This window comes from Alcaligenes sp. SDU_A2 (assembly GCF_038237375.1).
GTDB lineage: Bacteria > Pseudomonadota > Gammaproteobacteria > Burkholderiales > Burkholderiaceae_B > Alcaligenes.
Window position 1 is genome coordinate 1912081 of record NZ_CP151273.1, and the last position, 13442, is coordinate 1925522.

The window sequence follows — 13442 nt, forward strand, 5'->3', positions numbered from 1 at the left end:
AATTCGCTACCGTGGCTGTGTCGTTTGCAGTAACAGGGCGCTGTGGCGCGCAATCGCGGAACGGGCCAGTGATAAGGCTTTTATAATGCGCGGGTCTTTTCTTTTTTGTGCCGGCATGAGTTCTTCTTCTCGACGCTGCTCCCGCTGCCAACGACCTTTGTCGCGTTGTTTGTGTCCTTTGATACCGTCTTTGCCGCAGCCATGTCCCGTGCTGATCCTGCAGCACAGCTCGGAAGCGAGCCATGCGCTTAATACGGCGCGTCTGGCGCATTTGGGCCTGCAGGAAACCGAATTATGGGTGGGCGAAAGTTTCGAGTCCTTGCCGATGCGTCTGGCGCAAGCGCATCGCCCGGTGCTGCTTTTTCCAGGGCCAGACGCTGTGCAGGCAGGTTTGCCTGTTGCTGCGGGTTCGTGGTCTGCGTGCAGTGATGCCTATTCTGAACGCACGAGCGCAAGGCATAAGCCTGCGCTAAACATGCAGACCGGCAGCCCTGACCTGATCGTGGTGCCGGACGGCACCTGGCGCAAGGCGCGACGCATCTTGATGGTCAACCCTATCTTGCAGGCTCTGCCGCGCTGGGTTCTGCCGCCCGGGCCGCCATCGCGCTACCGTTTGCGCAAAGCGCCCGATCCGCAGGCGGTATCCACGCTGGAGGCGATTGCGCGTGTTTTACAGATTCTGGCTCCGCAGCAGGATTTCAGCCCTTTGCTGCGGCCTTTCGAGCACTTGATCGACGAACAGATCCAGGCGATGGGGCCGCAGACCTACCTGCGTAATTACCCTACTGCCACATGAAATTGATTTCGAGCGCTTGGCCATCCACGATCTGCGCGCTGCGCTCTTGTGTCTTGCCCTGGTAGGTAGCGAATACTTTGTATGCGCCAGGCTGCAGGCGTATCAGGCAATAAGGCCCATCGATCAGGTTGTTCAGTACGGTTTGGTCCTGGCTGTTGCGGATGACCAATTGCACATCCGATACGTAGCCGGCACGCTCGCCCACATTGGCCGAAAAATTGATCGACAGCGGATAGGTCTTGCGGGCCAGGCGAAACAGCGCCGCTTCATCGCTGCCAATGCCGCCGCTGATGTATTCCGTAGAACCGTAGTATTGGCTGGCGGGCAGAGCCTGCGCCTGGATGGACGGAGCAGCCAGCAGCGCCAGTGTCAGACTTGCGATGGCCAAAGAAAGACGAGAGCTCATAAGGTTTCCTTGCGGATGGAGGATGGCTTGCGGACAGGGTCGGGCTTTGGTGCGATCCCTGTCGTGACGATGGATGACGCGCCGCTCCAGTTTGCCTCTGTTGGCGTGGCCGGCCATTGGAAATACCAATCGTGTTGCCGGGTCAGGGTGGCATCGGGGGCGAAGCTGCGTTCGCGCAGCAGGCCGCGGCCATGTTTGTCCACAACAATCACGGTGGAACAGCGTGTGCCGTATTCCGGACTGATAATGAAGGGGCTGCTCAGCAGGCGCTCACGCTCCAGGCTCAGTCCGGTGCGTGGCAACTGGGCATCGGGGGCGGGGCGGTCGTGTCGCAATGCATCGAACAGCGCTTCTACTGCTTGATCCGAACCATCGAAGCGTGATGCATCCAGCGTGTTTTTCAGGTATTGGCTTTTGGGCCAGGGGCTGTCCAGCCATTCATTGCTCAAGACCCGTGTGCCGGCATCCAGTTGCATGGGGTGGCCTTGTGGATGCCGGTTGCTGTAGTAGCCGGCCAGCATCGGGCTTGATGCCGTCGGCCATTGCAGCACGAACAGGTTGAAACCGGCGTAGTGCTGGTCTTGCGCGTGCAGCTCCTGCAAGAAAGCGGCCGGTGGCCGCCGTTCGCGCAGAAATTGCGGGATCAGTTCGCCACGCGAACGTCGCCCCGGTTCGGGGGCGGCCAGCGGTTCGCGGTAATTGGTCAACAAGGCCAGCCGGCCATGTTCGCGCTCCAGGCCCAGCCACGTGCCCCCCGCCCGTACATCCAGACCGGCCAAAATAGCGGGCTCGTTGGGCCAGGGCCGTGCCGCCAGCGCCGGGCGGGCATGAAATTCGTCTCGGTTGGCCGCGACGATCAAAGGCCAGTCCGTATTGACCCCTAGGGCGATGTAAGCGATGCACATAGAAGAATTGTACTGAAACTGGGCAAAAAGGGGCTGGTGTTAAGTCTTTCGTGCCAGTCACACAAGATTTGAAAATCGATACAGGGCAATGACTTATCGATCACGGAAATTACTGAACCCCATCCCGCTCCAAAGCAGAAATTGCCAATGCCGCTGGGTCTCCTAGCCAGTTTTGAGGAAACTCTTACGCACTGCTGGAACCGAATTCGATAACGACTTTCCCAAAGGGGCCGCAGCCCAAGCGATCCAATGCCGCATGCAGATCGCCGAACCCGTAACGGCTATCCACGACAGGCTTGATGCCCATGCTGTCGATGGCGCGCACGAGCGCTTCCAATCCACGACGATGCCCTACGCCTATGCCTTGCAGTGAAACTTGCTTTCGCAACAAGGGGCCTGTCGGCCCAGAGAAAGCAAATCCTTCGAATACGCCGATGACGGAGATGCGACCTTGGACGGCAACGGCCTGCACCGAGCGCCCGAGGTTGGCCCCGCCAGCCATCTCCAGCACATGATCCACACCGCGATCATGCGTAATCCGATAGACCGCTTCCACCCAATCTTCGTTCATGCGATTGATGGCATGCCTTGCGCCCAACTGCTTGGCGCGCTCCAGTTTTTCGTCGCTGGAAGAGGTGACGATGACCGTGGCCCCATGCGCCACGGCAATCTGCAAGGCAAACAGCGACACGCCGCCTGTGCCCTGTACCAGCACGGTCTGACCGGCATGCAAGCGTCCATTGTCGATCAAGGCGCTCCACGCCGTCAGTCCCGCGACCGGTAGCGTGCTTGCCAATGTATCATCCAGGCTATCTGGCGCAGACACGAACCAATCCTGAGGAAAGGCGACATACTCGGTCAGCACGCCAGGCAGCGCGCCGCCCAGCGTTCGATAAGGGGGATTGCGCGCAGTACCCATGGGCCTGCCATCCAGCCACTCGGCTTCAAAGTTTGAAATCACGCGCTGGCCGACGTGAAACTTCTGCACACCCTCGCCGACGGCGATGACCTCGCCTGCAAGATCCGATGCGGGGATGATGGGAAGCGCCGATGGCAAACCTGCGCCATCCTCGATGGCCATTTTGTCGCGGTAGTTGAGAGAGACAGCATTGACCTTGACGAGAACTTCGCCTGCCTTTGCTGTCGGTATGGGCACGTTGACAAGCTCAAGATTCTGGCGACCAGGTGCTGTCAGGCGCCACTGTTTCATGGTTTTCACGGACATAGGTTCTTCCATGCATTCATGCAAAACCGCTATGTTGGCAATATCCACTTGCACGGCGATGGCCTGTCCCCCTTCGCGCATGATCGCCTCCACTACATCGTCGGCATCTTGTTTGCCGCTTGCGTCGTTCACGACCACAGCAGTTTCCTCTGCGGCAAGCTGCTTTGCGATCGATGCACCTGTGACGACTGCCGCTTTTCCAGCCAATGTGTTCATGCCTGCCTCTGAAAATGTTCGTTATTGATAAGCTTAATTCAAGATTATTTGTATGATTAGATGGTTTTTGTTCACTTCATTTTTTCCTATAATTCTTGAATGACAGCCATTCTGGAAAAAACATCGGGCCTGCTTGCCTTTGTGCGCACCGCCGAAACCGGATCATTCAGCCAAGCAGGCCGCTTGCTGGGTGTCAGTCCATCCGCGGTCTCCAAAAGCGTGGCACGCCTGGAACAGCGGCTGGGCATGAAGCTGATCCAGCGTTCTACACGCGCGTTAAACCTGACGGAGGAAGGGGCGGTGTACTTCGATCGTGTCGCGCCACTACTTCAAGGCATTGAAGATGCAGAACAGGCTTTGCATGCCACTGATGACGTGACAGGATTGCTTCGTGTGACGGCACCGGGCGATCTGGGTAGGACCTTGTTCGCGGGTTGGGTGCGGGATTTTTCCGCCAGATATCCGGGACTGAAGCTGGAACTGGGCATCGACGACCGCTACGTCGATCTCATCCGGGAAGGCTATGACCTTGCAATTCGTATAGGCGACTTACAGGACAACCGGCTGACCGCTCGTAAGCTGGCCAATCTGCGCACGGTACTTGTCGCCTCACCTGCTTATCTGAGTGAGCATGGCATGCCAGCGCACATCAACGATCTTCGCCAGCATGCCTGCCTACGCTATGTCACACCACGTGGCCCGTATCCCTGGACATGGGCGGACGGCACCCGCCTGGTCCCTGATGGCCCTTTTGATACCAATGACGGCTCCGTTCTGAAATATGCGGCGCTAAGCGATGCGGGTATTGCGCAACTGTCGGAAGTGGCTGTAGCCGCAGAGATCGAGTCGGGAGCGCTGCTTGTCGTCTTGCCCGATCTACCTATGCCCAGCTTGGAAATGCATGCTGTTCATGCGTACGGACGGCAGGTGCCGGTTCGTTTACAGGTCTTCATGGAATTTTTGCAACAGCAGTTTTCTCCCGTTCCAGGTAGAACAAATAAAAAGCTCAAGAAATAGACAGCCCTTTTTGTCGCCCAATCTCCCAGTAGCTGGCCGTCATCAGCACATGTCATCGTGAAACAAAAAAACACCCCGCCAAAGCGAGGTGTTTTCGGGGCATGTCGTGCGACTGGACGGCGCTGCTGTCTACAGCATCGCCAGGCCATTGGATTTTTCGACCAGGTTCCGAATCCGCACGGCATCGCCGATGCGCGAATAGCGCCCGGAGGAGTTCAGCAGGACGATAGCCACTTCGCGGTCTTCGATTTTGGTCAGCATGACCAGGCATTCGCCGGCTTCGTTGATAAAGCCGGTTTTGGAGACCTGGATATCCCAATTGGCATTCTTGACCAGACGGTTGGTGTTGTTAAACGTCAGTTGGCGACCACGGGCAAGTTGCACCGAGTACTGGTCGTTGGTGGTGTATTGCTGGATGCGCGGCTGTTTGCTGGTGGCGGCCAGCAGTTTGACCAGGTCACGGGGGCTGGATACATTGTCGCTGGACAGACCCGTGGGCTCGACAAAACGGGTATTGCGCATACCCAGGGCGCGGGCTTTGTCGTTCATGGCGCGCACAAACGCGGTCAGTCCGCCCGGGTAGTTGCGGCCCAGAGCGTGGGCCGCGCGGTTTTCCGAGGACATCAGGGCCAGGTGCATCATATCGGCGCGGCTTAAGGTGGAGCCTACGCTCAAGCGTGAACTGGAGTGTTTGACGCGGTCCACATCCGCATCGATGATTTCCAGCATTTCGTGCATGGGCTGGCCTGATTCGGCCACGACCAAGGCAGTCATCAGTTTGGTGATCGAAGCGATGGGGCGCACGGCATCGCTGTTTTTTTGGTACAGCACCGTGGCCGATTCCAGGTCTTGCACAAAGGCGATTTCCGAACGCAGGGCAGCGTTCTGGATCAAGGCGTCATGCTTGAGGCTGTTCAATGCCCGTTGGGTGTCGTTTTCGGTATAGGTAATGGGTTGCAGATTGCTTTTGTACACCAAGTGCGGCGTGTTGTAGCTGACGGCCGATGCCGGCTCGACAGCGATGGATTCGACCGCCAAAGCGACCGTTTGCGCCAGGCTCGTCGCCGAAAATGGAAGTAAAAGCAGTGCGCCCAGAGCGGCGCGTATAAAATTTGTTTTTCTGTGCGGTTGCATCTTCAGTTTCCGGGAACGAGAAACAGAGTCTGTGATCGAATTTATGTGCTAATCCTACCAGAAAAATGTTCAGTTATATTAGGCCCTTACGTGTGTAAGTTGAAAAAATATTTAAGTTACGCGGCTTTTTCATTAAGGCGCTAACTTTTTCTGTATAAAAATACAGTGAAATAAATCCGGAAATGCTGTGAAAAAGAATATTGCTGGTTTTTTAAACAGTTTTTTAAAAGCCGGGCTTCTTGCATGCATGTTGATGCCTTCGGTTCAGGCGGCTTCTTTGTCTTGGAATGCCCAACAGTCAAGTGCCGCCATTACCACGGCTTCAGCACGCACGGTCCAGGTCTTTACGCCGCCGCAGACGCTGATCGACTCGCATCGGTCGGCGACGCTGGGCCGGGTGCATATCAGTTATCGGCATGGCGGCAGAGCCGTGCTCAAAAGCCGCTTGTGCCTGCAGGGGGGCGGTCCTTGCGTGGACATGAACGGTGCTGTCCTGAATACGGATGCGTTTGCCGGTCAGGATGCCCGGCGCGGCTTTGTCCTGCAGCACGAGGTCTGGAGCTGGGCAGGCAGCGTTTTGCCGGTCTATGTGCAGGCGCATCTGCAAGTGTGGTACGAGCAGCCCTGAGGGCGGCGGGGTGGAGATCGAGGTATAGACGGAATTGCCACTTGTCTTTGATCTGAATCAAGTCTTTGGCCTAAAGAAAGCCTGAGTTCTGCCGATATGTAGTTTTGATGGCCATCGGGCCCGTAACCAGGACTTGTGCATGAACCCCTCTACCCTGATCGGCATCGTGGCCAGCGTGCTGCTGTTTGCCGTCATTTTATTTTTTACCGCCGAAAACCCCGCCCTTTTTGTGGACTTGCCCAGCCTGGCTGTAGTGTTGGTCGGTACCTTGGCGGCGACGTTCATCAGTTACCCCTTGAGCGAGGTGGTACGGATATTTGGGCTGATCGGCACGGTGCTGCGCAATGAGCGCCTGTATACCCAGCAGGATATGGACGAGCTGATCAATATCTCGCGGCTGTGGATGATGGGCGATATTCGCGCCGTGGAAAATGCGCTGGAAAAAGTGGCTAATCCGTTCCTGAAAACCGGCGTGCAGTTGGTGATTGACCGGGCCTCGGAAGAGGACATTCAGGACTTGCTGCAATGGCGCATCAACCGTTTGCGGGCTCGCGAGCATGCCGAAGCTCAATTGTTTCGCGTGATGGCCAGCTTTGCGCCCGCATTTGGCATGGTGGGTACGCTGATCGGCCTGGTCAACTTGATGTTTTTGCTGGGCGATGGCGATATTACGTCGATCGGTCAGCAGATGGCACTGGCGCTGATGACCACGTTCTATGGCGTGCTGCTGTCTAATCTATTGTTCAAACCCGTGGCCGTGAAACTGGAGCGCCGCACCGAACAGCGCGTGGTGCTGATGAATATGATCATGCAGGGCGTATCCATGATGAGCCAACGCCGGGGCCCTGCTTTGATGCGCGAAACATTGAACTCTTTCATGGCGCAGTATCAAGACGAAATCAACGACCGGGGCGGACGCGATGATGATTCCGATCCGGCACCCGAGCGAGGGTGAGCGACATGGCCCGCATCGATCAGGATGTGACACTGGGTGAGTTGGCGGATCGCCAGAAGGCGGTCCAGAAAGAACTGGAAGAGGCGCGGCGCGGCATGGCCGAGCAGCAACTGGCCAGCAATCTGGGTTCGCGCCGCAGTCGGCGCTGGGATCAACCGGTATTGGCGGCAGCGGAAGAAGAAGAGTCCTGGCTGACCACGTATCTGGACATGATGACCTTGCTGCTGGTGCTCATGATCGTCATGTTGTCCTTTGCCGGTAAGCGGGCGCAGTCCGATGCCGGTACCGCGCAGGGGGGGGCCACGACTGTTGCCCAGGCAGGGGCGGCCGGAGCCGGAGCCGGCTTGATGCCTGCCGGCGCGGGCCTGCTGCCGGAAAGCGGCAAGGCAGTGGGGCAGGGGGGACAGGACCACGGATTGCAACTGGATGGCTTGGGTGACGATATCGATGTCGTGGTCAATGATCAGTCCATCAGCTTTCGCATCAATAGCGAAATCCTGTTTTCGTCCGGGGGGGCGGATCTGGGCTTGGAAGGTTTGGCCGTGTTGCGCAAACTGGTGGCCGTGCTCAATACATCTCCTCATCAGATTGTGATTGAAGGCCATACCGATTCGGTGCCGATACGCAGTTACCGTTATCCCTCGAACTGGGAACTGTCCGGGGCACGGGCGGGCAGCGTGGTGCGCTATCTGGAGTCCAATGGCGTGCTGAGCCAGCGCCTGAGCGCAGTCGGCTACGCCGATACACGACCGTTGGGCGACAACGGCACGTCCGAAGGGCGGGCCAGCAACCGTCGTGTGGAGTTGATTCTGTTGACGCCTCCGAAGGAACAGGGGGCGCAGCCCCAGCCCCAGCCCCAGCCTTGAGCGGCGCGGCAACTGTCAATGACAAGGGGCACCTGGCGGTGCCCCTTGTTGCGTAAATCGCTGGCAGGCGCTGGTCCTGGCGTATCCGCCTGGACAGGATGCGTGTGTCCGGGCCTGGGTTTAATTTAGTTTTTATCCAGCACGCGTGTGGACCGGGCCAGCGAACCCAGATCGAAATGGGGCAGGCGACGACGCAGCGGCATGACCAGCACCGTCACCACGACGGGTACAACGGCGGCCAGCAGGAATGATTCCAGCAGATAATCCAGTGGGCCGTCAGGGCGCGGGAAAATAGCCAGTCCGGCAATCAGACCAGCCACGGTGCTGAGCGTGGCCGTAAAGCCATCATAGCGGCGGCTGTACAGACCGAAGAATACTGGAAACGCGGCTGCCGAGCACAGCAGATCGGCCAGCAGGAACAGGTACAGCACGCTGTAGCCTTGCGAGGAGGCGATCAGCACCGGGATGGCGCACAGCCAGACCAGCCAGCGGGCCAGACGCATCATCTGGGCGGAATTGCGTTGCGGCATAAGCCGGCCCAGATCCACGGCGACCATGCTGGAGACGGCACTGATGACGGTGTCCGCGCTGCTCATGACCAGGGACAGGCCCAACGGGATCAGCAAGACCAGGAACCAAACCGGCACCTGTGGCAGGATCACATTGAACAGAGCCACGGAGCTATCGCCCTGGCCGCCCAGGCCGACAAAGGCCAGACCGAACAGGCCCATCAGGAATATAAAGGGAGCCACGAACAAGCCGCCCAGCAGAAAGCCGTTGCGCATGGCTTTGTCGCTTTGGGCCGCGTAGATGCGCTGCCAGTTGCCTTGATGAAACAGGCCGGTCAGCAAGATGGCCACAAAAAAAGTGATGCCGGCCTTGATGCCGACCGGATCGCCCAGATCGATCAGGCGCGGTGCCTGCAATTGAACGGTGTCCAGCATGTGTGCCGGGCCGCCGACGGCCTGCCAGCCGAACCAGACGATCAGGCCTAGCATCGGTATGATGACCAGCATCTGTACCTTGTCGGTAAAGATGGAGGCGCGCAGGCCGCCATACGAGGTGTAGATCAGGGTCGCCAGCAGCACCACACTGGCAGTCACCCAAAGCGGAATGGGGGCGATCAGGGTGATCATCTTGGCCATGGCGGTGATCTCTGCTGTCATGGCGATGAACATATAGAACAGGATGATCAGCAGGGTCAAGGCATACATGGGCCGGCCATAACGGGCAATGACAAATTCGCTCAGGCTGTGGCCGCGCGGCAGCAGCTCGCGCATGCGTTTGCCCAGTGGAATCATGGCCAGACGGGGCGACATAGAGCCCAGCGCGTAGCCGATGACAGCCGACAGGCCGCCCCAGGTAGCGGCCTGGGCAGGGGAAAACAGAATCCATGCGCCCAGCGACGAGGCCAGCAGAGTCAGGATGGTGGCTGTTGCGCTTTGGCTATTACGCGCTACGACAAAGTCTTCCAGGGAACTGTTCTGGCGGCGTGCATACAGCACGCCGGCCACGGCGAACACGGTTGAAAAAGCAATCAGCCACAGCAGCGTGGCGGTCTGGTCCAGCATGGTTTCTCCCCAAGCCTGCGGGCGCAGGCATAATCCGCCGTCTATGCCTTCTTGGGCTGTGGGCGGACACTATCGAATGGAGGGATTGAAATGGGCTTTGTTGTGTAGAGCGCTGCCTTGCGCCGTGCAGGCAGAGAGCCGCGTTTCCTTCCCTTCGCCGGCATGATCCGGATCAGGTTCTAAGGGTTACCGCATGGCAGCGGAGTCTCAGCCCGGTGGGCGCGTATTTGTTTATACATAAACCAATAGGCACCCAGGACTCCCCCAGGAACTGCGCAAAGCTTAGGAGAGCGTCGACCGAAAGTCAATAAAGACGCTGTCGCAGGTTCTGTGATATGGTCTGCCCTTGCGGCACGGGGTGTCCTTTTTGGCAAGGGCTGAGATAAAACCCGTCGAACCTGATCCAGCTCATACTGGCGAAGGGATGTCCGACATGCCTTTACTGTCCGAACAGGGCCGACATCCTCGCCGAATTTATTTAAGGAATGTCATGTCCCTGGAAAACGCTTCGGAATTGTCACAACAAGTCGTTCTTGTCACCGGCGGTGCGCGGGGGCTGGGCGCTTGTCTGGTGCGCGCGTTCGCGCGCCAGGGCGCACGAGTAGTCATCAACTATTTGAACAGCGCGCAAGCCGCCCACGATCTGGCGGCCGAGTTTCCGGATCAGTGCCTGCCTGTGCAGGCAGACGTGACCGACGCGCAGGCCGTTCGTGCTTTGTTTGCCTTGGCGCAGGATCATTTCAATGCGCCGGTCACCACTGTTGTCAATAACGCCTTGCCGGCGTTCAGTTTCAATGGCGATGCGCGTCCGCATGCCGACACCCTGAGCTGGGCCGATCTGAACCAGCAATTGGAAGGGGTGGTGGGCGGAGCTCTGAACACCACGCAAGCGGCCTTGGCCGGCATGCAGCAGGCTGGTTTTGGTCGCATCATCAATATAGGCACCAATCTGTTCCAGAATCCGGTCGTGCCGTATCACGACTACACGGCGGCCAAGGCGGCACTGCTGTCCTTGACGCGCACCTTGTCGCAGGATCTGGGACCGCAGCAGATTACGGTCAATATGATCTCGGGCGGGCTGCTGCGCACTACTGATGCGTCAGCCGCCACCCCGCAGGCGGTATTCGATCTGATCGCCGCCAGCACGCCGCTGCGTCGGGTGACCACCCCCGAGGAGTTCGCGGACGCGGCTCTGTTTTTTGCCGGGCCGTGGGCGCGTGCCGTGACGGGGCAAAATCTGGTTGTGGACGGCGGATTGGTGAAAAACGGATGAGACAGCTGCATTTCAATCTATTTATCATGGGCTGCGGTCATCACCGCGCCGCTTGGCGTCATCCCGACTCGCAGGTCGAGCGACTGGGTGATCCCCGCTATTACGAAGAACTGACCCAGATCGCCGAGCGGGGCAAGCTGGACGCGATCTTCTTTGCCGACGGACAGTCCACGGACAATGTGGCCGATGGTCCACGCTGGTTCCTGGAGCCCTTGACGCTGATGTCCGCTCTAGCGCGGGCGACCGAGCGCATCGGCCTGATCAGCACGGTTTCCAGTACGTTCTATACGCCGTTTGTCGCGGCGCGCATGTTGTGTTCGCTCGATCATGTGTCTCGGGGGCGCATGGGCTGGAATGTGGTTACATCCATGTTCGATGTGGAAGCGCGCAATCACGGTTATGCCGCCATGCCCGATCATGCCTGGCGCTATGCGCGCGCCGAAGAGTTTGTGGACACGGCCCTGAAACTGTTCGACTCCTGGACCGACGATGCTTTGAGCTTGGATCGTCAGGGCGATTATGCGCGGGTGGACAAGGTGCGCCCCATTCACCACGAGGGCGAACACTTTCTGGTGGACGGCCCCTTGACCCTGCCGCGTTCGCCGCAAGGGCAGCCTGTGCTGTTTCAGGCAGGCGCATCCGAGCCGGGTCGTGATTTGGCGGCCCGCAAGGCCGAGGCCATTTACGCGGTAGCTTACGATTTGCCGTCTGCGCAGGCCTACTATCGCGATATGAAACGCCGCGTGCAGGCGACCGGACGTGGCGTGCCACTGCCCATCATGCCGGGCCTGGTCACGTACGTGGGTTCGACGATGGACGAGGCGCGTCGCAAGCAGCGGGAACTGGACGAATTGTTGCCGGCGCAAACCTCGTTGCGCCAGTTGGGCACCTTTATCGGCCAGGACTGCATGGATTGGGAGCTGGATGCGCCTGTACCTGCCTTGCCGCCTCTGGAAAGTTTCAAGGGCCCGAAAGGGCGCTATGCCACGGTGCTGCGCATCATTCAAACCGAACAACCTACGGTGCGCGAACTGTTGGGGCGCCTGGCGGCCGGGGGCGGGCACTGCACGATGGTGGGTACGCCCGAATCCATTGCGGATCAGATCGAGCATTGGTGGCGCAGCGAGGGTGCGGACGGCTTTAACCTGATGCCGCCATCTCTGCCCAATGGTGTGCGCGACTTTGTCGAACAGGTGATTCCGGTGCTGCAAAAGCGTGGCTTATTCCGCCGCGATTATGAGCATACAACCTTGCGTGGGCATTTGGGCTTGGAGCGTCCGGCCAGCCTCTGACCGGTGACGGCTTTTTTGCTATTCTGTGTGCTTTCTCTGTCTGCCGAAAGGACAGACATCAGCCTGCAGCATAGGAACAAAGCAACATGAAAACCGCAGTCGTTACGGGTGCATCGTCTGGATTCGGGGCCGCCATTGCCCGTCAATTGGTGGCCCAAGGGCATACTGTTATTGGTCTGGCCCGGCGTCAGGACAAATTGCAGGCCTTGGCCGACGAGTTGGGCGAGCGTTTTGTGCCGGTCAGCGTGGATCTGACCGATCGTACTGCCGTAGACCGTGCGCTGGGCGATATCTTGCGGCGTTTTCCAGTTATTGATGTGCTGGTCAATAACGCCGGTCTGGCCTTGGGAGTCGCGCCGGCGCAGCAGGCGCAATTGGCAGACTGGGATACAACGGTTGCGACTAATATCAGCGCCTTGCTGCACATGACCCATGCGCTCTTGCCCGGCATGGTGCAGCGCAACCAGGGGCATATTATTAATCTGGGTTCTACGGCGGGGGCCTACGCCTATGCCGGGGGCAATGTCTATGGTGCCAGCAAGGCCTTTGTGCATCATTTCAGCAAGAATCTGCGCGCCGATCTGGCGGGGACGGCGGTGCGGGTATCCACCGTGGCTCCGGGTTTGTGCTCGGGCACGGATTTTTCCAAAGTGCGTCTGGGCAGCGATGAAAAAGCAGCAGCTTTGTACCAGAACGTGCAGGCACTGACGCCCGACGATGTGGCGGGCACCATTGCCTGGATCATGAATGCGCCCGCGCACATGAATGTGAATTACATCGAAATCATGCCGGTGGCGCAAAGTTTTGCCGGATTGAGCGTGCATCGCAGCGCGTAAACGATAGGGCCTTGATGGGACTATGATGGGATGGGCGCTGAATGCGCCCATTTTTGCGGCCGGGATGTCAGAAGAGTCGCTTGGCAGTTCGGGGCAGGGTCGTTGCGCCGGGCGTCGGCCTTGCTTCAGGGTCTTAAGGAAATCTTGGGGGGGCTGGGATATCTTGGGATTCCCATGGGTGCCCGATGCCGATCAGCAAACTGGGATGGATGCCATTGGATGCAGGAACATGTCAGGGCAGACGATAAGGATGCCGGTTTCCCGAGGATTTCTGGGGTGTCTGTGAGTTTTTTGTCTTGGGTGGATCTACTCAGAATAAAAA

The 13442-nt window shown here is 58.6% G+C and carries 13 protein-coding genes and 2 riboswitches; of the genes, 8 read left to right on the forward strand and 5 right to left on the reverse strand.

Translation table 11 applies throughout. The features are described from left to right. Positions 1–115: 115 nt before the first annotated feature. The gene (locus tag AADW57_RS08995; protein ID WP_341666556.1) at positions 116–796 is read left to right on the forward strand and encodes a tRNA-uridine aminocarboxypropyltransferase; all 681 of its coding nucleotides are present in this window, start codon (positions 116–118) and stop codon (positions 794–796) included. Here the strand turns inward: AADW57_RS08995 and AADW57_RS09000 are convergent. The 3 genes from AADW57_RS09000 to AADW57_RS09010 all read right to left on the reverse strand — a co-directional run bounded on the left by AADW57_RS09000 (position 783) and on the right by AADW57_RS09010 (position 3464). After that, positions 783–1202, reverse strand: coding sequence for a carboxypeptidase regulatory-like domain-containing protein (locus AADW57_RS09000; RefSeq protein ID WP_341666557.1), 420 nt, complete (start codon positions 1200–1202; stop codon positions 783–785). The two genes, AADW57_RS08995 and AADW57_RS09000, sit on opposite strands and share 14 nt — an antisense overlap. Further along, positions 1199–2107 (reverse strand): NRDE family protein, encoded by a 909-nt coding sequence (locus AADW57_RS09005; protein ID WP_341666558.1) that lies wholly within the window; start codon positions 2105–2107, stop codon positions 1199–1201. The genes AADW57_RS09000 and AADW57_RS09005 overlap by 4 nt, the downstream gene beginning before the upstream one ends. Positions 2108–2291: 184 nt before the next feature. Beyond that, a complete protein-coding gene (locus tag AADW57_RS09010; protein ID WP_341666559.1) occupies positions 2292–3464 on the reverse strand; it encodes a zinc-dependent alcohol dehydrogenase family protein in 1173 nt (390 codons plus the stop codon). 183 nt (positions 3465–3647) lie between these two features. On the opposite strand from AADW57_RS09010, the gene AADW57_RS09015 reads away from it, so the two are divergent. Continuing rightward, positions 3648–4565 (forward strand): LysR family transcriptional regulator, encoded by a 918-nt coding sequence (locus AADW57_RS09015; RefSeq protein WP_341666560.1) that lies wholly within the window; start codon positions 3648–3650, stop codon positions 4563–4565. A gap of 129 nt (positions 4566–4694) precedes the next feature. Here AADW57_RS09015 and pbpG read toward each other — a convergent pair whose 3' ends face one another. Next, on the reverse strand, positions 4695–5699 hold the full coding sequence (gene pbpG / locus AADW57_RS09020; RefSeq protein WP_341666561.1) for a D-alanyl-D-alanine endopeptidase: 1005 nt from the start codon (positions 5697–5699) through the stop codon (positions 4695–4697). A 277-nt stretch (positions 5700–5976) separates the two neighbouring features. Between pbpG and AADW57_RS09025 the strand changes: the two genes are divergently transcribed. From AADW57_RS09025 to AADW57_RS09035, 3 genes are all read left to right on the forward strand, one after another. Then, positions 5977–6327: a hypothetical protein gene (locus tag AADW57_RS09025; protein ID WP_341666562.1), complete on the forward strand. Its 351-nt coding sequence runs from the start codon at positions 5977–5979 to the stop codon at positions 6325–6327. 139 nt (positions 6328–6466) lie between these two features. Beyond that, a complete protein-coding gene (locus AADW57_RS09030; protein ID WP_341666563.1) occupies positions 6467–7282 on the forward strand; it encodes a motility protein A in 816 nt (271 codons plus the stop codon). Between the two features lie 5 nt (positions 7283–7287). Then, positions 7288–8148 carry an OmpA/MotB family protein gene (locus AADW57_RS09035; protein WP_341666564.1) on the forward strand — a complete coding sequence of 287 codons (861 nt, stop codon included), beginning with the start codon at positions 7288–7290 and terminating at the stop codon, positions 8146–8148. A gap of 125 nt (positions 8149–8273) precedes the next feature. Here the strand turns inward: AADW57_RS09035 and AADW57_RS09040 are convergent, their stop codons facing one another. After that, entirely contained in the window at positions 8274–9719 is a 1446-nt protein-coding gene (locus AADW57_RS09040; RefSeq protein WP_341666565.1) for a sodium:solute symporter family protein, read from the reverse strand. A gap of 132 nt (positions 9720–9851) precedes the next feature. Further along, positions 9852–9995, reverse strand: a riboswitch (TPP riboswitch). Between the two features lie 68 nt (positions 9996–10063). Further along, positions 10064–10161: riboswitch (TPP riboswitch) on the forward strand. A 48-nt stretch (positions 10162–10209) separates the two neighbouring features. Between AADW57_RS09040 and AADW57_RS09045 the strand changes: the two genes are divergently transcribed. From AADW57_RS09045 to AADW57_RS09055, 3 genes are all read left to right on the forward strand, one after another. Then, entirely contained in the window at positions 10210–10992 is a 783-nt protein-coding gene (locus tag AADW57_RS09045) for a 3-oxoacyl-ACP reductase (protein ID WP_341666566.1), read from the forward strand. Then, positions 10989–12284: an LLM class flavin-dependent oxidoreductase gene (locus AADW57_RS09050; protein ID WP_341666567.1), complete on the forward strand. Its 1296-nt coding sequence runs from the start codon at positions 10989–10991 to the stop codon at positions 12282–12284. Before AADW57_RS09045 ends, AADW57_RS09050 begins: the two co-directional genes overlap by 4 nt. A gap of 86 nt (positions 12285–12370) precedes the next feature. Continuing rightward, positions 12371–13120: an SDR family NAD(P)-dependent oxidoreductase gene (locus AADW57_RS09055; protein WP_341666568.1), complete on the forward strand. Its 750-nt coding sequence runs from the start codon at positions 12371–12373 to the stop codon at positions 13118–13120. Positions 13121–13442 lie beyond the last annotated feature (322 nt).

Excerpts from the sequence above, each read along its gene's own strand:
- AADW57_RS08995 (WP_341666556.1), top strand. The coding sequence starts at position 116 with ATGAGTTCTTCTTCTCGACGCTGCTCCCGCTGCCAACGACCTTTGTCG.
- AADW57_RS09000 (WP_341666557.1), bottom strand. The coding sequence starts at position 1,202 with ATGAGCTCTCGTCTTTCTTTGGCCATCGCAAGTCTGACACTGGCGCTG.
- AADW57_RS09005 (WP_341666558.1), bottom strand. The coding sequence starts at position 2,107 with ATGTGCATCGCTTACATCGCCCTAGGGGTCAATACGGACTGGCCTTTG.
- AADW57_RS09015 (WP_341666560.1), top strand. The coding sequence starts at position 3,648 with ATGACAGCCATTCTGGAAAAAACATCGGGCCTGCTTGCCTTTGTGCGC.
- pbpG (WP_341666561.1), bottom strand. The coding sequence starts at position 5,699 with ATGCAACCGCACAGAAAAACAAATTTTATACGCGCCGCTCTGGGCGCA.
- AADW57_RS09030 (WP_341666563.1), top strand. The coding sequence starts at position 6,467 with ATGAACCCCTCTACCCTGATCGGCATCGTGGCCAGCGTGCTGCTGTTT.
- AADW57_RS09035 (WP_341666564.1), top strand. The coding sequence starts at position 7,288 with ATGGCCCGCATCGATCAGGATGTGACACTGGGTGAGTTGGCGGATCGC.
- AADW57_RS09040 (WP_341666565.1), bottom strand. The coding sequence starts at position 9,719 with ATGCTGGACCAGACCGCCACGCTGCTGTGGCTGATTGCTTTTTCAACC.
- AADW57_RS09045 (WP_341666566.1), top strand. The coding sequence starts at position 10,210 with ATGTCCCTGGAAAACGCTTCGGAATTGTCACAACAAGTCGTTCTTGTC.
- AADW57_RS09050 (WP_341666567.1), top strand. The coding sequence starts at position 10,989 with ATGAGACAGCTGCATTTCAATCTATTTATCATGGGCTGCGGTCATCAC.
- AADW57_RS09055 (WP_341666568.1), top strand. The coding sequence starts at position 12,371 with ATGAAAACCGCAGTCGTTACGGGTGCATCGTCTGGATTCGGGGCCGCC.